We start from the raw sequence: 18,585 nt of genomic DNA, 5'->3' as shown, positions 1-18,585 counted from the left end.
GCGGTCCCCGGATGGTTTTGTGACGGACCTGGCGGCGCTTGCCGCAGCTATGGACATCCCGTGGAGAAAAGACTGAAGTGGTCCCCCGTTGACGGACCTCTAATGGATGGATTAAACCAACCACTTGGAGGTCACTATGGAACGTCAGGTTCGTGCTCAATATACCGCCGATTACAAGGCGCAGGCAGTGTCATTGGCAGAGAGCCTCGGAGCGGCAAAGGCTGCCCGCAAGCTCGGTATTTCGGTCAAGACGCTGGCTAATTGGATCCGCATTTCGCGTGATGGAGCAGGGTTCGCCAAGGACGGGAAGCGCCGTCCTGTGAGCGATGTGGAAGCTGAGAATGCACGGCTTCGAGCCGAGAATGCTCAGCTGCGCATGGAGCGCGATTTCATAAAAAAAGCCGCAGCGTACTTTGCGAAGGAGTCCAAGTGAAGTACGCCTATATCGCCTCGCAGCGGACTCACTACCCGATCGGGTTCATGTGCCGGGTACTTGAGGTATCGACGTCGGGATTCTTCGCCTGGCAGGCCCGAGAACGTGCGCCACAGAGCGACGCGGACGCTCCGTTGCGTGCAGCGATCATACAGGTCCACGAGGAAAGCCGGCGCCGCTATGGTCGCCGGCGCCTCACGCATGCCCTGCGCGCACAGGGCATGCGCATCAACCCCAAACGTGTGCATCGAGTGATGCGCGAGGAAGGCTTGCGAGGCGTGCGTAAAGGGCGCTTCGTGCCGCGCACGACCGACAGTGCCCATCAGCGCGCCATCGCCCCGAACGTCCTACAGAGGCGATTTAGCGTCGACACAGCCGTGCCGGCCTGGACAAGCGACATCACGTACGTTGCCACTCGTGAGGGCTGGCTGTACCTGGCGGTGATTATCGCCTTACAGACACGCCAGGTGCTCGGCTACAGCCTCTCGGATCGCATGCCCGATGAGCTGGTGCTCAATGCGCTGCGCAATGCCTGCCATCTCCAGACACCGCCATCCGGTACGGTGTTTCATTCCGACCGCGGCAGCCAGTACGCCAGCGATGATTTCCGCAACGCTCTCGGCGCACTTGGCATGGTGGCCAGCATGAGTCGCAAGGGAAATTGCTGGGACAATGCGGTCTCGGAGAGCTTCTTCGCAACACTGAAGACCGAAGAAGCGACCGAGCCGTATGCGACAAAACAGGACGCCCACAGAGCGATCGCGCAATACATCCACGGATTCTACAATCCTGTCCGCCTGCACTCATCACTCGGATACTTGTCGCCCAACGAGTATGCGCGCAGAATGCAACACCCAGATCAAGACCCGTCTATGAGGTCCGCTGCGTAGGGACCACTTCAGACATACTTGTGCCGGGCAGGGCATTTCCGGTCTCGCCGGATCATATCAGCGTAGCGATCGGAATGGTCGCCATCCTCTTGGTGGCGGACGAGGAAGGAGCGTCTTATGCCCAGCGCGCAGCATTCTGGGTCCGGGAGATTCTGGATGCGTGCGCGGGGCCTTAAGCGATATGCGCGAGTATATTCGATCGCTGGAGCGGCCTCCACGCGCCTACGGTGTGGCTGTGGAGCTGGCGGCCGCCTATCTGGAGCGGTGCCAGAGGGAGGAGGTGTGAGGGATCATGGAAGACGATGCCTTATCCACTTGACGGGGTGGTGTCCTATCGCGATGTACGGCGCACGCGTCGGTGCCATTTTCACTATACAGTTACCCAAAAAGTTACCAAAATTCATGATAGCTCGCGTGTATCGTGCCATTTCTGAAAGGCCACATCCAGGCGGGCCTGCCATCCCGGACCGGCGGCGCGAAATCGGGCTGCGACCTCGCGAGATAGGCGTATGATCACGCGCCCTTTCCGTCTCTGTGGCCGGTGGGCGGCCCAATATTTGTTGGTGGCGAACTTCAAAGTATATGTCCATTCGCAGGTAGCAGGATCCTGGACAGTCTCCGCTTGAACAGCTGACTCTTATTCAGGTGTCGGCAGATCCAATATCCGCCCCGACCGAGATTAGACTGGCATAATATCTGACCTCTCTTGCCTTGGCCTTTCTGAAGCCGACAACGCGGCGCTTATTACCAGGATCCATAAAGACAACGCACCGTACCAGAGTCCCCATAGGTGCGTATCCGAACATACGCCACTCCCCATAACCCCGACCCATACCTGCCTGGCCCATCGCCCATCCAACTTATCCTACGACTCCGGCATCAGAGATATACCGTGCTTGACGCTACCGAGCGACGAATCGTCTGTCTGCATGAGAAAGGCCCGACATGAGGCGCTGTCTATCGCTTGTTCTCGAAGCGCGGTTGCGGAATGGTATAACTATGTACGACGGAGATACATAAACATCTCGTTCTGGTCATTCGGATAACATCAACCCTGTCACATCCGCTACACAAACCTGTCTGCATACATTCACATTACCGCAATAATCCCTTCCCATAATCTCGGCGGTCTGAGGTAATCGCAAGACGTAGGCTGCCGAGTGAAACGGCGTCCGGGAGTGGGCCCGAAGACATGATACTGGGCTCGCGCGGGGTTGCTTAATATTTAGGGGGGCGTATGAAGGAAAGACATTCGCAGGAAAACGGCGTCGCAGGGCGGCCAACGAAGACGGCCCTGGCCGTGGCGCTGAGTCTAGTATTAGCGGGAACGCCTCTGGAGGTCTGGGCGGCGACCGCAGGTTCGGCAGCGACGCAAGAGAACGGCGGCACGACGTCGAATGGGGCCGTAAATATCGGTGAGGTGGGCGCTGTATCCAGCGCAGCACACCGTAAAAGTAAAGTGCGTGTGCCTCTCAAGGCGCCCTACTCGGAGCACGTTATCGGCGCTCAGGCGATTCATAACGCGTCCTTGGCCCAGAATGCCCAGACTATTTTAGCCCGCAAGCCTTCAATCAATGCCTTCAGTACGGGGCCGAACGGCGTACGCAGCACGATCACGTTCCGTGCCTTCAACAGCGGCCAGTTCTCGGAGACCTTCGACGGCGTACCGTTGAACGACATGTTCAATGGTGGCACTACCAATCAGGCGTCGAACCGGAACGCCATCCCTCTCACCCTGAACGACACTGCCGGCATTGAGATCTATAACGGCGTCAACAATCCCGCCGTCAACGCCTATAACTCCCTCGGGGGTACGATTAACTTCGTTCCCCGTCAGCCAAGTCGCCATCCAGGCGGCGCGCTTGGGGTGGGATATGGAAGCTTTGGGACCGTTGACTGGAATGCGGCGGCCAATACCGGATCTTTGGGAGGGTTGCGCTCTCTCTTCGCCTTTAACCGGCAAATTAGCCAGGGATGGGTCAATAATTCCGGCGATCAGAACAACAACTTTTATTACGCCGGAATCCTGCCCTATAACGATGGCCGGTCCCGAGTCTCCAGCTACCTTATCGTGAATCACAACGTGGGTTATACCCCCCACAGCGTGCCTTTGCCGCTCATTCAAAAATACGGGACCAGCTATGATTGGCCCCTGAACTATGATTCCACTAGAAATAACGACAGAGAGATCACAGGCATTCTCGCCGATCGCAGCCTGCTGACGCGGACGGCGATTCTGCGCAATAAGGTCTTTTTCCAAAATAACGATTATACCCGCACCTCTTATAGTAACCCGGCGTTCGCACAGAGTGCGAGTCAACCCTATTACTTACCGAACCAAGGGACTGGTTATCCGTTCTGGCTGTCTTACCCGACCGGTCCCACATACGACCCAGCGGCGATCTTTGGGTCGACGCACTATGGGACGGACTATCATCTATATGAGGATGTCTCATCAGATCTAGGCTACAGTCCTAGCCTGACATTCTTACTCCCGGACAATGAAGTAAAAATTGGCGGTAACGTCACCTATGGGGTGTTGCACTCTGCCGAATATTGGTACGGAAGCGCCCCGGTGCCCCAGCAATCCGGCTATAATAACGCCTGGAATGAGCGGGACTCGCGCATTTACTCGTCGGTATACGCGCAAGATGACATTAGCCTTTTTGGCCGCACGCTTCATATCACGCCCGGCGTGAAATATCTGGATGCCCAGACCACGTCCGCCGATAATGTCGGATTTTATTACCCGATCGGCGGCACAGTTTCCGACAACGAAAGCTTTGTGTCACCGACCCTTGGTATCAATTACGCGCCGCTCTCGGGGTTTAGTATCTACGGGGCCTACGGGCGGAATATAAAGTTTCCAAATATCGGCGCCTTCTATAGTAATATCGCCGAGCAGAATGCGGCCGGACAGTATGTCGTAGTGCCGGTCCATTTGAGCCCAGAATATGCCACGGATTACGAGCTGGGAACGCGGTATGAAGGGTATGGCTTCGCGGGGACCGTGAATGTCTACAGGGAACTCTTTACCAATACGTTCATCAACACGACCAGCCCTATTTCCGGATTGAGCACTACCGTCAATGGCGGGAGCTCGCGCTACCAGGGTGTGGAACTCGGCCTCGTACAGCATTTCCAGGCCATTCCCATGGGACGCTTTAGTGTGTTTGGGAACTACTCGTATAACAAGGCGGTCTTCACGTCTTCGTTCAACTCGGCGTATGCGGGGCAGGTCTCGGCGGGCCAGCCTCTTGCCGATGTTCCTACGAACATGGTGAACCTTGGGATCGGATGGATGCGAGGTTTGGTCCATGTGAGAATTGATGAGAAATATGTGGGGCCCCAGTATGTCAATCAACAGTTTGCGGGGGTGCCCGGAGGTTTGACGATTCCAGGTTATGCTGTCACGAATATCGGTGTCTTTGATACCATACCGTTTCACGAGACAGACGTGAAGAGTATTAAACTGGCATTGAACATCGACAATGTATTCAATAAACACTATATTCCAAAGGCCGTGAGCAACACGGATTACTACGGAAATTCCTACCTGTCCGTGTTTGAGGGCATGCCGTTTTCCATATACGGAAGCGCGACCGTGAGATTTTAGGCGGGTGGGTCCGGGCGAGATCCTTGATATGTGGCGTTGCGGCATCGAAGGATGATGGATGAACAACGGCAAACGGCGGTACCCAGGGATTCAAAGAGCAGTAAGGGGATACTCCGGCCTGAGTCAGTCTCGAGTGCTTCATCGTGCCGTCCGCCTTGCTCGATGGACGAGGGCTCCATTCGCAAAGGACTTAATGACCTGGGCATAGCCAGCGACCGCGAGCGGGGCCGTACCACGCGCGTTGGCGGGGGGCGCAAGGAGCTAACCTTGATCACTTTATAGTGACCCTGGGGCCGAAGAAGGCCGAGCTTGCCGTGATGGGTCCCCCGATCAGGCCTGCCTCATCGGTATTGTTAGCCCTCACGCCGAGTAACGCGCATGCGGATTCGACGTTTGTTAGTCTACGTTCTTCATGAACGGCGGAGTGGTCGACCATGCGAGTCCTGCGCGTGTATGTGCGGATCTACCTAGCGCCATCAGCCCTCGACGGCGCAATCGCGTTTTACGAGGCCGTCACAGGCGAGGTTTGCGCCTTACGTTTTACGCACCCCGATGCGGGGCTTGAAGTTACGGCAGTGAGCGCCGTGCTGTTGATCGCGGGACCACCGGAACGTTTAGCGCAGGTCCGAGCCACGCAGGCGACCTTTCTGGTCGATAACCTCGACGCTGCGCGGGACACGGTCGTGGCTGCGGGTGGCATGATCCTCGAAGAGCCGCGCCACGTCCCCACAGGGCGGAATATGCGCGTGCGGCATCCGGACGATACGATATGCGAATACGTGGAACACACCGCCGGCACGCCGGGGTAAACGGCGCGCCAATGGGGCGTAAGCCATGTAGGGCGCCTGCGATTCCCGTCAAGGGTCTGCGGGGCGTAACCATAATCAACCGCTTGTAATAAAATTCAACGCGAGGCCTGTTATGCAGGTATCACTATTGAGGAGCCAGGCGACCCTGTCCTGGCATGGATGGCTGGATACGCTGAACCCGGGTTGACGGCCTCGCCATGCGGGCCGGCGGGTCGAGCGCCATTATAGGCCCATGATCCGCGCGGTTCCCAGGATCGCAAGGCGTCCTTGGTTCCGGGATCCCTTGTACGCCACCCCGCCCCACGTCGGAGTGCGGGCTTTCGCCGCGTGAAGACGGCGAGCTGCCCTCGCGCCTCCGGTCTCGGCCGTTGCTTACGACCTCTTCGCTGCGAGGGGGTCTTCCCTGCAAGGCCGGATTGCCGCCCGGGCTCGAGCTGCGCTCTGCGGGACCGCTGTGCTCGCCCCTAGCCGGTCGGCCCCGGATCTGGCCCCAAGGACAAGATCGGAGCGAGACCCCGCATCAATTAATAACGGACCAATATCTTCGATCCGGTCCTCAAGGGCTTGGTTTACCACCCAGATTCGCCAACCCAAGCGCCCTTCACGCGGTCGATCCCTACCCAGCGAGGCACGACAGGGCGCGGCGCCAGGTTTGGAACCGTCCCCGACGGCGCATCGGGCGTACAAGCATCCGGGATCCGCGTCACGATCCGTAATAGGAGGGTTTCCGTGACCCGAATATGACCGCTGGAAGGCGCGGTCGAGGATTCGGCAAACCGCACCGTCTTGCGCGCAAAACAGGCGAATGCCAGCTCGAGCTCGACGATGAGCGGGGCCTCGCGGACAGCCAGCGCCCGATCCGCGGCCGCCGACCAGCGGATCTCCACTTCCTTGCCGGAGACGGCAATGACAACGCGTGATCGCCGGCCGCCCCGCCACCAAAATCCTCTTCCCGTCATAACCCCCCCTTCCAGGATTCGCGCTTAGGTGATCAGATACTTTCTATTACACACATCTTTCTGTCAACAAAGCATGAGGCATCGATGAATATCGATAGGTAATCGAATGGCCTGTCTTATGCGTTGCAGAGATGCCGGCGAAAGTCCCGCACGAGCGGATAGATCCAGATACTTTTGACGGGCTTTGCGTGGCGATGCAAGACGTCGAGCTTACCGCGCCCTTGAGTATCCCCAAGGTTTTGCCAGTTGGCCGCCTTGTAGCAGGTACCGGTAAAGCGCGGCTTCTCGACGAAGGTTTCGAGCAGAACCGGGCGATAGCTGTAGCGGGCGTGCCAGTCGTCGGGGAGTCGGCGGCTGACCAAGGCCAGGATCCGTGAGGCCAAGTTTGGGCAATGGATCCACGGCAGAATAAGGAAACGGGCATTGTTGACGATCAGGTGCAGATTGCGTTGCCGCTGATCGACCGTCCAGCCGATGGCCTGATCGCGGGGCTTGACCTTCCAGGCGCTGGCCCCGAAGCCCAGGGCCGCGACGATCTGGCCTTGGGCGCGTACGAAGTAGCGCAGTTGCGCCCCGGGCATGAGGGTATGCCCGAGGTAGTGGTGGCGTTCGATATAGGCGTTCCACAGCCGCGATTCGGCTCTGCCGAGGACCGGATCAATGGTGAGCGTAGCGAGATCGATGGCCGGGATGACGGCGGGTTCGCAAACCGCCTGTTCGATGTCCGGATAGGACCGGTAGGTGACGGGCTTGGGGTTGCGCGGCGGGGGCAGTGTGATCAGCCCATCGGCGTGCATGCGGTTGAGGGCCACGCGACAGCTCATATCCTTCAGAGCGCCATTTTCCCGGCGCCATCCGAGCCTCTCACAGACTTCCCGGGATAAACGAGCACGGTTCATCTGGGGGGTCGTGAGCCACTCGCGGATCAGCGCGATCTCGGCTGGTGTAAACTCTCGTCCGCAGTAGCGCATCGTTCAGCTCGAGTCGCGCGGGCTGAGGACATGTTTATGGGCACGCAGTGTCTCGACCGTCTCGTAAAGACTCGTCCAGCCGCGCCAGAGCACGGTGACGCCGGGTTCGCCATCCCCCTTGCGGCCCAAGTGGCCGCCGAGCCGGCCCAGCATGCGCACCATGTCGCGCAGCGTCGGGGCAGGACCTGCGGGGGGCAATGCCCGCGTGACGCGGATATGCAGCGCTTCGACCTCCTCCTCGGAGAACACCTCGGTGGCCGGCCGATCCGGGTGCGCGCGGGCCAGGTAGGTCACATGCATCAGGCGCACGCCGATGATGCTGAAAAGCGTCAGATAGCGCTTGAGGCGCAAGGCCTCCTCGAGCAGGCAGTCCTCGACCTTGCAGCCGGATTTGAGCACCTTATGCCAGATCTCGATGCCCCAGCGCCGCCCATACCACCGCACCTTCTCGGTGGCGGACGCGAAGTCTTTGACGATGAGATTTGTGAGCAACACCCAGCTGATCGGCTCCACCCCGGCCGGCGGGGACGACTCGGTCGCCCCGATCAGGGTGACGGTCACAGGCTCGCTGGAGCCGGACGTCTGGGCCGCCCCACGGCGCGGTGGGGGCTGGATCGTGACCTCGGCTGTGCGCACCTCGATCGCCGCCGTGCGCGCCTTACGACTGCCGTTGCCAGGAACCTCAATCGTCATGCTCCCCCATGCCGGGGCATCGCTCAACGCCTCGAGCATCCGCGTGCAGCCCGCGCTGTCTTCGGGCACGAGCTTGCGGTCGGTGCGCGCGCGGATGAGATAGTGCGCCTGCAGGTCCTGGGCGCGTGTCAAGAACTCGAAGAAGTCCGATTCGCGGTCGGCCACGGTGACGACCGGCACGCCCGCGGGCGCCCGCTCGACCGTCTCTTTGAGCGCAATAAGCCATTTCGCGCTCTCTTTTTCCTCGATCGCCGTGACCTGCAGGCGCTCGATCTTCTCCTGATAGTCTTCCTCCGGGATCTCCCCGCGCGCCCAGATGCTTTGGCTCACGATCCCGAGCGGCACGCCCGAGGTGGTGAAGGCCAGTGCGTTATGCATGATGAGGCCCCGGTCATGCGCGGCGTTGCTCTTGCCAATCGGTCCGAGGCCCCGAGTCCTGACGTGCCGGCCGTAGGAGAAGAAGACCGTGTCCTGCATCACCAGCACCGCACCCCCGCAGCCGGCCATGCGCGCGGCCGTCGCTTCCCAATGGGGTTTGAGGATCCCCGCCGCGCTCGCCTTGGCATTATTGAACAGCCGATACGCCGCTTGCGTACTGGCCCAATTGCCGCACGCTTCATTGATCGGCGAGCCGGGAGATTGGGCGAGATATTCCGCAGTTTTCACCAAGCGACGATCCAGGTGCATATTCCGAAGCAAGATGACCAAGGATTCCGATCGAACGTGACCACGGATTCCGATCCATCTTGACCGCGCATTCCGATCGAAGATGACCACGGATTCCGATCCATCGTGACCGACGTCGTGTCGGCCGAGGATCATCCCGCCTGATAAGTCCGAGAGCGCACCGGGTTCCCAATTCCGCGGGCTATCCTCCCTGATTTTTCCACAGGAGAGGACATGCCCGCCCCGAGGAAGACCATGCGTAAGATCAAAGACGTTCTGCGACTGAAATACGAAGCGGGGCTTACCCACGACCGGATCGCCCGGGCCTGTGGGGTGGCCAAGGGCACGGTCGCGAAGTATGTGGAGCGCGCCCAGGCCGCCGGCCTGTCCTGGCCGTTGCCCGCAGACCTGGACGACGCGGCGCTCGAGGCGCGGCTCTTTCCGCGCGCCCCGGGGCTCGTGGCCGCCCACGCACCGCCCGATTGCGGCTACCTCCACCAGGAGATGAAGCGCCCCGGGGTGACCCTCATGCTGTTGTGGGAGGAGTACGCCCACGCCCATCCGGGGCAGGCCTACGGCTATAGCCAGTTCTGCCTGCTCTACAAGACCTTCCGCCAAAGCCTCCAACGCTCCATGCGCCAGATCTATCCGGCCGGCGAGAAGATCTTCATCGACTATAGCGGCGACAAGGTCACCATCATCGATCGCGCCACGGGCGCCATGCGCTTCGCCGAGATCTTCGTGGCCGTGCTCGGGGCCTCGGCGTACGCCTATGCCGAGGCCACCTGGACGCAGCAACTGCCCGACTGGATCGCCGCCCATGTGCGCCTATTCGCACACCTGATGTCGGTGCCCGCTCTCCTCATCCCGGATAACCTTAAGAGCGGGATCCAGCACCCCTGCCGCTACGATCCCGAAGCCAACTCGACCTATGCGGACATGGCCCGCCACTATGGGACGGCCATCCTCCCGGCACGACCGGCCGCCCCGCGGGATAAGGCGCACGTCGAGGCAGGCGTGCTCCTGGTGCAGCGCTGGATCCTCGCGCGCCTGAGAAACCAGCCGTTCTTCTCCCTGGAGGAGCTCAATCGCGCCATTCGTGCGCTGCTCGCCGACTTGAACAACCGTCCGTTCAAGAAGTTGCCGGGGTCGCGCCGCAGCGCCTTCGAGACCATCGACCGACCGGCCATGATCCCGTTGCCCGCGACCCCCTACGAGTTCGCGACCTGGAAGGTCGCCACCGTGTCGATCGACTATCACGTGGAGGTCGACGGCCACTACTACAGCGTCCCCCACCCGCTGGTGCGCCAGAAGATCGAGGCGCGCCTGACCGCCTCAACCGTCGAGTTCTTCTTCAAGAGCAAGCGTGTGGCCGTCCATGCCCGCGCGCTCGCGCGCGGGAAGTTCACGACGCTTGCCGAACACATGCCCGAGGCCCATCGCCGGCACCGGGAGTGGACGCCCGGGCGGCTCTTACGCTGGGCGCACAGCATCGGCCCCAAGACCCAGGCCATCGTGCAATGGCAGTTCGACCACCGCCCGCACCCCGAGCAGGGCTACCGCGCCTGTCTGGGGCTCCTGAATCTCGGCAAGCGGTATGGGAACGTGCGCCTGGAGGCCGCCTGCCAGCGGGCGCTTGCGATCGGCTCGCCGGTGCTCAAAAGCGTGAAATCCATCCTCGAGGCGCGGCTCGATCAGCAACCCCCGCCCGGCACGACCCCTGAGGGGGCGTCTGCCATCCCGCCGGTCCACCACGACAACGTGCGCGGCGCGGCGTACTTCCAGTCCACCACCCAAACCTCAACCCGTACTGAAGGAGAATCGGAACCATGTTGATCCAACCCACCCTTGATGCCTTAAACGCCCTGAAGCTCCACGGCATGGCCGCGGCCCTCTCAGAGCAGATGACCCAAAGCGCCGCCCAGGGCCTGTCCTTCGAGGAGCGCATTGGGCTGCTCGTCGAGCGCGAGGCGGTGTTCCGCGAGAGCCGCAGGCTCACGCGCCTCCTGCAGCAGGCGCAACTGAAGGAGCGCGCCTGCCTGGAGGATCTGGACTTCCGCGCCCGCCGGGGTCTCGACCGCGCGCACATCGCGACGCTCACCGCCTGCGACTGGATCCGGGTGGGGCAGAACCTCCTCATCCAGGGCGCCACCGGCTGCGGCAAGACCTTCCTCGCCTGCGCCCTGGCGCATCAGGCCTGCCGGCAGGGGCTGTCGGCCCTCTACGTGCGTGCCCCGCGGCTCTTCGAGGAACTGACCCTCGCGCACGCCGACGGGAGCTTCCGCAAACGCCTGGCCGCACTCGCCAAGACGAGCCTGCTGGTAATCGATGACTTCGCCATCTCTCCTTTGGGCGCGCGCGAGCGCGGCGACTTGCTGGAGATCCTCGATGATCGCATCGGCGCGCGCGCCACGCTCATCACGAGCCAGTTGCCGGTCGAGCACTGGTACGAGTACATCGGCGACCCGACGCTCGCCGATGCCATCCTCGATCGCTTGCTGCACTCCGCCCGCACCCTGACACTCGAAGGCGAGTCGATGCGCAAGCGCAAGAGTCAGGCCCAGGCGTAGCGTACCCGAACGGCATTACGTAATTACATACGTAATTACGGACGCCATGAACCACCCCCTCAATACAGGAGTTCTCATGTCCCGCACAGGTATTACCCAAGATCAGGTCTTTGCCGCCGCGCAGGCGCTGGCCGACCGCGCCCAACCCGTCACCGTCCAGGCCCTCCGCGAGGCCTTGGGCCACGGCAGCTTCACGACCCTCTCCCAGCATCTGCGTGCCTGGAAGAGCCATATCCCAACCCACCCACTCCCGCCCCTACCGCCCGAGATCGAGGCCGCCGCGCACCAGGCCCTGGCCCGGGTCTGGACCGCCGCGTCCGAGCTCGCCCAGCAGGAGGTCCAGGCTGTCCGTAGCGCCGCCCACACCCAGATCGCGGAGTCCCAGACGCAGGCGCAGGAGACCCTGCAGGAGATCGCGCGCCTCGAGCGCACCGTACAGGACCAGGAGGGCCGGATTGCGACCCTGCAGCCGGCCCTGGCCACCGCCGAGACGCATCTTGCCGCGCACGCCGCGAAGATCACTCAACTGGAGGCGCGTATCGCGGAACTGAAGGCGGAACTGGAGGCGGCGCAACTCCATAACGACCAGCGCGCCGAGGAATGCGGGAGACTGCGGGGAGAGCTCGCGGTGTACGCCGCGCTTGCACCCTCTGATCAAACCAAGAAGCCGGGGCGCTCTCCGTCTGCCCGGCCTGATCTCCCTAACACCCACACACAGGGGGCCAAGACCATTGACGGTCTGTGATTATGTAGTGTAAAAGTCGTTCAGCGCGACCGGCTCTCTGGCCGGTCATCTTCGCCCGGATTGATCGGTCACCTTCGACCGGAATCCGCGGTCACCATCCGCCGGAATCGGCGGTCATCTTCATCGGAATACGCACCAGGCGTTTATCGGAGAGGTCGGCGCGGGCAAACTCTTGTCTCACCCACTCGACCGACTCTGTGCCGGCCTCCATGATCGCCCGCACATCCGGATCCCCACAACGCCTCGACTTTTGCACGCCGTCCGCCTGTCCTTGTCGCACGCCGCGACAACCGCCACCTTACGCAATCTCGGCGCGTGTGTCCAGCACTTTCGTTAGGCGCGTCAAACAATCAGAGAAAATCGCCAAAGATGTGTGCAATAGAAAGGATCAGATATTCCCGCATCAACTCGCGGGCGCGATGCAGACGGCTTTTCGCGGCCGCGATGGTGAGCGCAAGGCGCTCGGCAATCTCGTGCAGAGTCAGTTGTTCGAAATCCCTCAGGAGCACGACCTCCCGATAATGCGCGGGCAGCGATTCCAGGGCCTGGACGAGGTCGATGCGCAGCGTCTCGTCGGAACGGGTGGCGAGCCACTCCTCTACCCGGATTTCCTCAAGGGCATCGAGTCCAAACACGCGCCGCTCCAGGCGGCGGCATTCGCGCCGCACCACGGTAAAGAGCCATCCCGAGAAGGCCGCCACCGTGCGCAGCGCGCGCAAGCGGCGGACGACGATGAGCAGGGTTTCCTGGACCGCATCGTCGACATCGCTCGACAGGCAATGCCGGTAGGCGTAGCGGCGGATATCGGGCTGACAGGCGCGAAGCAGCCGATCCAGCGCTGCCGGCTCGCCCTGCCAGGCGGCCTCGACCATCGGGATCAGCGACTTGAGGGCGGTCATGGGTGGGGCGGCCTCGATGCGTTGCCGGCCTGTTTTGCCAGACGGCGACCGGCCAGGGCGCAGGCCGGACAAAACCCGAATACCCCAGTCAGTGCAAGACCGGCGGCGACGGCTACGGCTACCCACCCCCAGGGGTCGCGGACGTCGACGACTCCATAAGTCGCGACGGCGACGGCGGCGATCAGGCGCGCAATCCGCTCCCAGACGGGGAGGTTCTTTATGTAGATCATCTCTTGCTCCTCACCATGGTGCCTTAAGGGGCACCTTTACGACTAAGAGGTGCGCCGGGGCCATTTGGGTTCGCGGCACAGGGACACATATCATGGGCCGCAGTGGCGCCAGAGGTCGACGCCGGGCGGTTTCGCGGCGATCTCTGTTGTCGCATCAACACGCTGACCATAAGGTTGCCTTGTCTGCGTGAGCGCAGCGATTTCGACAGACCGGCGGCGGCCTGTATCGGGCGGGGCGCGCCGGGACGGGGGATCATTCTAAGCGATACCTTGATGCGCGCCTTCAGGGCCACGACTGGCCCGGGAACCTCCGTCGGATGGCTTGCGCGCCGCGCACAGCATGCGTTCTTCTGGATACTCCGAGAAGGGTCATAGACTGCCATCTGCCGCACGATCTTGGGCGGGATCGGAAGTCCCCATCGCGTGCGGCCGATCGCCAAAACGATCATACCGTCGGTTCACTCCGGCATACCTCCAATGCCGTCATCCACCGGACCATGGAGGCCCTGAACGGCAAAAAATCGGAGGCGGATCAGTCGCACGGCCCTGGCGGTCAGTCCCGGCCGAGCCTTGGGGTGGTCCAATAGGTGGCCAGACGCCTGCGCTGCGGCCTTCGATCGAAGGATTTCCGAAAGCGCAGCAGGCGAATGAACACTGCGCTTCTGGTCATTGCATGGGTGTTATGTACCAGACCCAGGTCATCGAAGGGCGTCAGCAGCACGAAGGGGGTAAGCAGTGCCACGATCTGCGGCGCCTTAGCTGCTCCTGGCAGCGGCCAACGCAGGCCGTAAAGTCGGGTTGAAGTGGCTGCCTGCAGGAGAGACAGTAGGCGCCCATGAGCAGGGGCAGGGTGCCAACGAAAGGGACCAAGGTAGGCCAGTTGTAGCCGCAGTAACTAAGGCCCCGATTGTTGGTAAGGCTCCGCGGCGCGAGGTAGATGCAGATTGCGAGCCACCCGAAGAGGGAGAGTTTGCTCGCGATGAGATAGCGGAATGCGGTTCTCATGAACGAGGGACCCACATGTGCTGGTCGCGCCCCGCATCAGGTTGTCCGCGGGTTTTGCGAGGCCACAAAATCGCCGCCGCATGGTCTGCGGGTGGGGGCGCACAATGGGCCAGATTCCTCCCTTCCAACACCTTCTCCCAGATTATTGCGTTGTCACCAGACGACCTGCCAAGACGTCTGCGGGGATGGATTGGCGGCCGCTCTTGTGAAGGGCCGTTTCCTTGGATACCGCTGTTTCTCGCGAGCGCGGCGCGTTACCAAAAAACCTATGATACAAAGTATACAAAAAAATCGATCCGACATGTCAAAAATATCCGGAAAACCGGAAGGGCTTTATAGGTCACACAAAGCAGTTATGGGAAGATCGCTCATGTGGCCTGGATCTTCGTGGGCCAACCGACAGCGGCCATTGATGCCACAGAGATCCTCCGGATGGTCCCCGGTCCTCCTGCCCTTGGTTTTAAGGTGGACTTTCTGATCGTAGCCTGAGCGAATCCGCCTATGGGGGCTTCGGAGGCCGGGATCCCATGCGCCCCGAAGTACCGCTGGCCACGCGTGCTGGGGTTGCCGCAGGGGGGTGCGTCTCGCGCACGTCGCGGACGGATGCTATATTTGCAATACCATCATCTGCGCACTGGGAGGCGCAGATCCTCTGGACAGGCATGGATATGCCTTCCGTCCGCGTCAGAAAACCGAATAAATGCAATAAAATCAGGGTATGGTGGTGGCCGAGGGCAAGAAAATTAGCGAAGTAGGCATGCCGCGCCGCATGCCCTGGTATGGCTTCGTCGCCGTCGTGGCCATCGGCGTGCTCGGCACGTATTTTGTGTACCGGATCTCGGCGGGACCAACGGTCGCATCGGGTGTCGCGCCGGTGCCCGGCGCGAGCGTTCCCCAGAAAAGAACGCTCGCGGCGATCGCCAAGGCGGTAGCGCGACTGGTTGGGCAGCCGCCCGTCCCACCGGCTCCCTTTGCGCAGGTGCTCGCCGTGCGGCAGGCGATCCGCGATGGAGATTTTCATAAAGGCGACAGGGTCCTGCGCACTGTCCTGCACCAAAGTCGGGTCGGTCCTTGGGCCTTTGCGCCGTTTACTAGATTTCTTTCTGCAGTTACGAGGCCTGCGGGCGCGCGGTTTGCGCGCGGGCGCAATGCCTGGGTTCAAGCGGACCAGAAGTCGGCCATGGCGCATCTCGTGCGCGCGAGTTATTACCTCCATCTCGGGTGGTGGATACGCGGCCGCGAAATACCGCTGCTTTCGCCTACGCGGTAGATCTGGCCCGCAAGGACATACGCGCATCCCTTGCTGAAAATCCCCGGGATCCAGCGGCCTGGGCGCTCGGACTTCAGATAATGCGCTATGCCGCCGGCAACGCCGCACAGCGTGATCTCTTCGAGCAGGCGATCCGGATATTTCCGGATTATTACCCCGTTTATCAGATCCGTCTTGCGGCGCTGCAGCCTAAGTGGTTCGGGATTCTGAATGCAATGTACGCATTCGTGCACCGCTATGCGAGGCGGACGCCGCAGAGCTCTCCGCGCAGACTTCTCTATCTGCAGATGTATGCCCACGTCTTGAGCGCGGTCTCCGATGCCTGCAGCGACAACGGGCGTGTCCCGATGAACGCCTGCGTCGACATCCTCATGGGCCGAGTGGCCACACACCATTTGGATGCCGCTGCCTTCGGAGTGTTTGGATTCGTGCGCGGTACTTGGCGCCAGCCGTTTGCTACCGCCGTCCGGCCGATTCTCTCCAGTATGATCATGACAACAGGTGGAGGGCGGTTCTCGGGGTGTTTCCTCGAGGGGGCCGCGCATGCCCTGGGCAGCGGTACGCAACTGGTCGCCTCGGATACCGCGGGCAATAATGATGTCATCGACCGGCTTGCAGCGCTTGTCTGGTATGAAGAGAGCCAGCTTGCCAATGCCCGCACTCTCTATCGGCGTGCGCTGGCGGATCTTGTCAATACGCATTTTTTAGGGCCTGATGCAGAGGATGCGGCGCGTGCTCAGATCTATACCGATCTTGCCTCGACCTACAATCGGCTGCATGCGTATCGCAAGGTGGTAATTTACGAGAAGGCCGCGAGCGTCCTGTATGGGGGGATGGGCCCGACCCGGGTATGACGCTGTGGAGTGTAATGCGCTCTTCCGGCTCGGGCTGTATGCGGAGCGGTGCACACCTGCCGGGCCATCGTTCGCAATGACGGTAGTCTTCAGACGCGTTACTGGCCCGGGCGGGTGTATGCGGTCATGAACCGAAAAGCGGCGGCCTTGCGGGCGTATCGTCTAGTGGCCGGTTCGGAAAGCGTGTACCGTAGCTATGCGGCGATCACTATTGGTGTCATCCACGATCAGGGAGGCAACCTTCAGGGGGCCCTGAAATCACTGAAGACCTACTCCTATCTCTTCAGTACGCGGTATGTGGGGGCGCCGACCGTAGCCTTGGCCTATAACAATCTCTGCTATAACGAGATGCACCTCCATGAACTGCACCGCGCACTGAAGGCCTGCGCGGCATCGCTCCATTATGGTCACCTGCCCGATGCCTATGCTAAGGAGCAGGAACTTTTGCAGATGCTGAGAGCGGGATAGGCCCAGATCCTCCGGCCCATGGCGGCGCAGCCCCCGGCTTTGCGCCGCGTATTTTGTTGAGCTCCGGCCTCTTGTCTTGCATCGCCAGTTTGTACCGTTCCTAAAACCATGTTTTTTTATCGCCCATTAGAAGGGAGCACCTGGCCAGACGCTCCCCAAACCGTGCTGAGTGCGATTCGCGCTACGGGATCGCGCCGTGGTTCGGAAATGACGCGCCGCCCAGGGCTTGAGACCGCCGACATTTGCGACCTGACCCGCAATGCGACCGCGATGCCCGGCGCTCTTGCCTTGTACTCGACGAAGGTCTGAAGCTGTCGCCATGCCGAGCGGTGCAGGCAGTCGCACGCTTAACGGCCTTGATTGCGTCAAAACCAACCCCCCACGCGAAGGGTGCAGGGTTGGCGGGGCGGTGGTGGGGGCGAAAGATGGAAGCGGTCTCTCCACCATCCCCCCCAAACCCCTATTGTCGATGACTCATCACTGAAATATCCTGATTCAATAGGATCGGTCACCGATAATAGATCACAGGAACGGCATATGGGGCGACGATATGAGCAACCGGGCCGGCCACCCCAAAACCACGCCCCCAACGCGGCCAGCCCGCCCGATCCTGCATCGTGTCGGCGACACTGAGGCAGCGAGGCGCGACAGGGCGCGCAAGAGGGTGGAGAAGGAGGCGCGGCAGGATCCGCGCCAGCCGCTTCGCCCCACCCTCATAGATCTCTCCGCCATACCGGCACGCCGGGGATAGGCCGCATTGTGGGCCGAACGGCCCATTCGGCCCGCAATGGGCGAGGCTTGAGCATGACAGAAAGGGCGGATATGCTGGGACATATACGAGATGCAACTCAACGACGAACAGGCCAAGCATGCGGCGGACACCTTACGGGTTGTCGCAATCGCTCAGTTCGGTTTCTTTGGGTATACGGCGGGACTTGCGCGAAAGGATTGGTGGTTTATGGGAGCGGCGGCGATTGGCTTTGCCCTTATTGAGTTCGCCGCTATCTTGATATTAGGAGATCGAGACTCATGAGCACTATTACAACGACACAGTTGTGGATTGCTTGGGGGTTGGTGATTTTGGTTTTTGGTGGCGGCGGCCTTGCGTTGGCCTGGTTTAATCATCGCGGCCACAAGCACAAATAACCCACTACGACAACCGGTGCCAGCCCTATGGCGCCGGTTACCTACCCCAATCTCCCTACCGGATCCTCGGCCCGCAGGCGCGTATACCGTTTCAGCATCTGCAGAATCTTGTGACTGGTAATCGCCGCGACCTCCACAGGGTTCAACCCCGTCTCAAAGAGCCGGGAGGTCGTCCCATGGCGCCGATCGTGGAAGGTCAGGCCTTCGATGCTGGTGGCCATGCAGGCCCGCTCGAGGGGCCAAGCTGATCTTGCGCAAAAAAAATCGATGCCATAACCCCGGCATTCCCGTCAGGTTAAACGAGGTTGCCGGGGAACGCGCCATCGCGTAGGTTGACCGATCCGCCAAAGCAGGCGGGGGT

The 18,585-nt window shown here is 61.3% G+C and carries 20 protein-coding genes; 11 read left to right on the top strand and 9 right to left on the bottom strand.

Annotated elements, in window-relative coordinates:
• Positions 1 to 136 precede the first annotated feature (136 nt).
• Both C4900_RS10870 and C4900_RS10865 read left to right on the top strand, forming a co-directional pair.
• Positions 137 to 433, top strand: a complete 297-nt coding sequence (locus tag C4900_RS10870) for a transposase (RefSeq protein WP_114282232.1) — start codon at positions 137 to 139, stop codon at positions 431 to 433.
• A complete protein-coding gene (locus C4900_RS10865; RefSeq protein WP_114282231.1) occupies positions 430 to 1,323 on the top strand; it encodes an IS3 family transposase in 894 nt (297 codons plus the stop codon). Before C4900_RS10870 ends, C4900_RS10865 begins: the two co-directional genes overlap by 4 nt.
• 400 nt (positions 1,324 to 1,723) lie before the next feature.
• Here the strand turns inward: C4900_RS10865 and C4900_RS17335 are convergent, their stop codons facing one another.
• The gene (locus tag C4900_RS17335) at positions 1,724 to 1,900 is read right to left on the bottom strand and encodes a BrnA antitoxin family protein (protein ID WP_114283081.1); all 177 of its coding nucleotides are present in this window, start codon (positions 1,898 to 1,900) and stop codon (positions 1,724 to 1,726) included.
• A gap of 660 nt (positions 1,901 to 2,560) precedes the next feature.
• Here C4900_RS17335 and C4900_RS10855 point away from each other — a divergent pair.
• Together C4900_RS10855 and C4900_RS10850 are read left to right on the top strand one after the other, a co-directional pair.
• Positions 2,561 to 4,939, top strand: a complete 2,379-nt coding sequence (locus tag C4900_RS10855; protein ID WP_114283080.1) for a TonB-dependent receptor domain-containing protein — start codon at positions 2,561 to 2,563, stop codon at positions 4,937 to 4,939.
• A gap of 434 nt (positions 4,940 to 5,373) precedes the next feature.
• Positions 5,374 to 5,748: a VOC family protein gene (locus C4900_RS10850; protein WP_065972236.1), complete on the top strand. Its 375-nt coding sequence runs from the start codon at positions 5,374 to 5,376 to the stop codon at positions 5,746 to 5,748.
• Positions 5,749 to 6,317: 569 nt separating this feature from the next.
• Here the strand turns inward: C4900_RS10850 and C4900_RS10845 are convergent.
• The 3 genes from C4900_RS10845 to C4900_RS10835 all read right to left on the bottom strand — a co-directional run bounded on the left by C4900_RS10845 (position 6,318) and on the right by C4900_RS10835 (position 9,040).
• Positions 6,318 to 6,707: a hypothetical protein gene (locus C4900_RS10845; RefSeq protein WP_141689428.1), complete on the bottom strand. Its 390-nt coding sequence runs from the start codon at positions 6,705 to 6,707 to the stop codon at positions 6,318 to 6,320.
• 116 nt (positions 6,708 to 6,823) lie between these two features.
• A complete protein-coding gene (locus tag C4900_RS10840) occupies positions 6,824 to 7,678 on the bottom strand; it encodes a DUF4338 domain-containing protein (protein WP_114282479.1) in 855 nt (284 codons plus the stop codon).
• 3 nt (positions 7,679 to 7,681) lie between these two features.
• Positions 7,682 to 9,040, bottom strand: coding sequence for an IS4 family transposase (locus C4900_RS10835; protein WP_170132516.1), 1,359 nt, complete (start codon positions 9,038 to 9,040; stop codon positions 7,682 to 7,684).
• A gap of 231 nt (positions 9,041 to 9,271) precedes the next feature.
• Here C4900_RS10835 and istA point away from each other — a divergent pair, with 231 nt between their 5' ends.
• From istA to C4900_RS10820, 3 genes are all read left to right on the top strand, one after another.
• Positions 9,272 to 10,873: an IS21 family transposase gene (gene istA / locus C4900_RS10830; RefSeq protein WP_065971967.1), complete on the top strand. Its 1,602-nt coding sequence runs from the start codon at positions 9,272 to 9,274 to the stop codon at positions 10,871 to 10,873.
• Positions 10,867 to 11,607 carry an IS21-like element helper ATPase IstB gene (gene istB, locus C4900_RS10825; RefSeq protein WP_114282452.1) on the top strand — a complete coding sequence of 247 codons (741 nt, stop codon included), beginning with the start codon at positions 10,867 to 10,869 and terminating at the stop codon, positions 11,605 to 11,607. Before istA ends, istB begins: the two co-directional genes overlap by 7 nt.
• A 76-nt stretch (positions 11,608 to 11,683) precedes the next feature.
• Positions 11,684 to 12,352 (top strand): DNA-binding protein, encoded by a 669-nt coding sequence (locus C4900_RS10820; RefSeq protein WP_170132515.1) that lies wholly within the window; start codon positions 11,684 to 11,686, stop codon positions 12,350 to 12,352.
• 91 nt (positions 12,353 to 12,443) lie between these two features.
• Here C4900_RS10820 and C4900_RS16050 read toward each other — a convergent pair whose 3' ends face one another.
• The 4 genes from C4900_RS16050 to C4900_RS15875 all read right to left on the bottom strand — a co-directional run bounded on the left by C4900_RS16050 (position 12,444) and on the right by C4900_RS15875 (position 14,223).
• On the bottom strand, positions 12,444 to 12,608 hold the full coding sequence (locus C4900_RS16050; RefSeq protein ID WP_170132514.1) for a hypothetical protein: 165 nt from the start codon (positions 12,606 to 12,608) through the stop codon (positions 12,444 to 12,446).
• A 94-nt stretch (positions 12,609 to 12,702) separates the two neighbouring features.
• Positions 12,703 to 13,251 carry an RNA polymerase sigma factor gene (locus C4900_RS10810; RefSeq protein ID WP_211306897.1) on the bottom strand — a complete coding sequence of 183 codons (549 nt, stop codon included), beginning with the start codon at positions 13,249 to 13,251 and terminating at the stop codon, positions 12,703 to 12,705.
• Positions 13,248 to 13,481: a YgaP family membrane protein gene (locus tag C4900_RS10805; protein WP_065972239.1), complete on the bottom strand. Its 234-nt coding sequence runs from the start codon at positions 13,479 to 13,481 to the stop codon at positions 13,248 to 13,250. Before C4900_RS10805 ends, C4900_RS10810 begins: the two co-directional genes overlap by 4 nt.
• 553 nt (positions 13,482 to 14,034) lie before the next feature.
• The gene (locus tag C4900_RS15875) at positions 14,035 to 14,223 is read right to left on the bottom strand and encodes a hypothetical protein (protein ID WP_141689429.1); all 189 of its coding nucleotides are present in this window, start codon (positions 14,221 to 14,223) and stop codon (positions 14,035 to 14,037) included.
• Between the two features lie 1,020 nt (positions 14,224 to 15,243).
• Between C4900_RS15875 and C4900_RS10795 the strand changes: the two genes are divergently transcribed.
• From C4900_RS10795 to C4900_RS10780, 4 genes are all read left to right on the top strand, one after another.
• Positions 15,244 to 15,756, top strand: coding sequence for a hypothetical protein (locus C4900_RS10795; RefSeq protein WP_147267182.1), 513 nt, complete (start codon positions 15,244 to 15,246; stop codon positions 15,754 to 15,756).
• Positions 15,757 to 15,836: 80 nt separating this feature from the next.
• Complete coding sequence (locus C4900_RS10790) at positions 15,837 to 16,610, top strand: hypothetical protein (RefSeq protein ID WP_141689431.1); 774 nt, start codon at positions 15,837 to 15,839, stop codon at positions 16,608 to 16,610.
• A gap of 126 nt (positions 16,611 to 16,736) precedes the next feature.
• Positions 16,737 to 17,078 (top strand): hypothetical protein, encoded by a 342-nt coding sequence (locus C4900_RS10785; protein WP_141689432.1) that lies wholly within the window; start codon positions 16,737 to 16,739, stop codon positions 17,076 to 17,078.
• A gap of 841 nt (positions 17,079 to 17,919) precedes the next feature.
• Positions 17,920 to 18,111, top strand: a complete 192-nt coding sequence (locus C4900_RS10780) for a hypothetical protein (protein WP_114283073.1) — start codon at positions 17,920 to 17,922, stop codon at positions 18,109 to 18,111.
• 154 nt (positions 18,112 to 18,265) lie between these two features.
• Here the strand turns inward: C4900_RS10780 and C4900_RS10775 are convergent, their stop codons facing one another.
• The gene (locus C4900_RS10775) at positions 18,266 to 18,445 is read right to left on the bottom strand and encodes a tyrosine-type recombinase/integrase (protein ID WP_114283072.1); all 180 of its coding nucleotides are present in this window, start codon (positions 18,443 to 18,445) and stop codon (positions 18,266 to 18,268) included.
• Between the last annotated feature and the right edge of the window lie 140 nt (positions 18,446 to 18,585).

The sequence above is a fragment of the Acidiferrobacter thiooxydans genome (genome assembly GCF_003333315.1).
GTDB lineage: Bacteria > Pseudomonadota > Gammaproteobacteria > Acidiferrobacterales > Acidiferrobacteraceae > Acidiferrobacter > Acidiferrobacter thiooxydans.
Note: the sequence above shows the minus strand (reverse complement) of the source record. Positions and strands in the feature narration are given on the sequence as shown.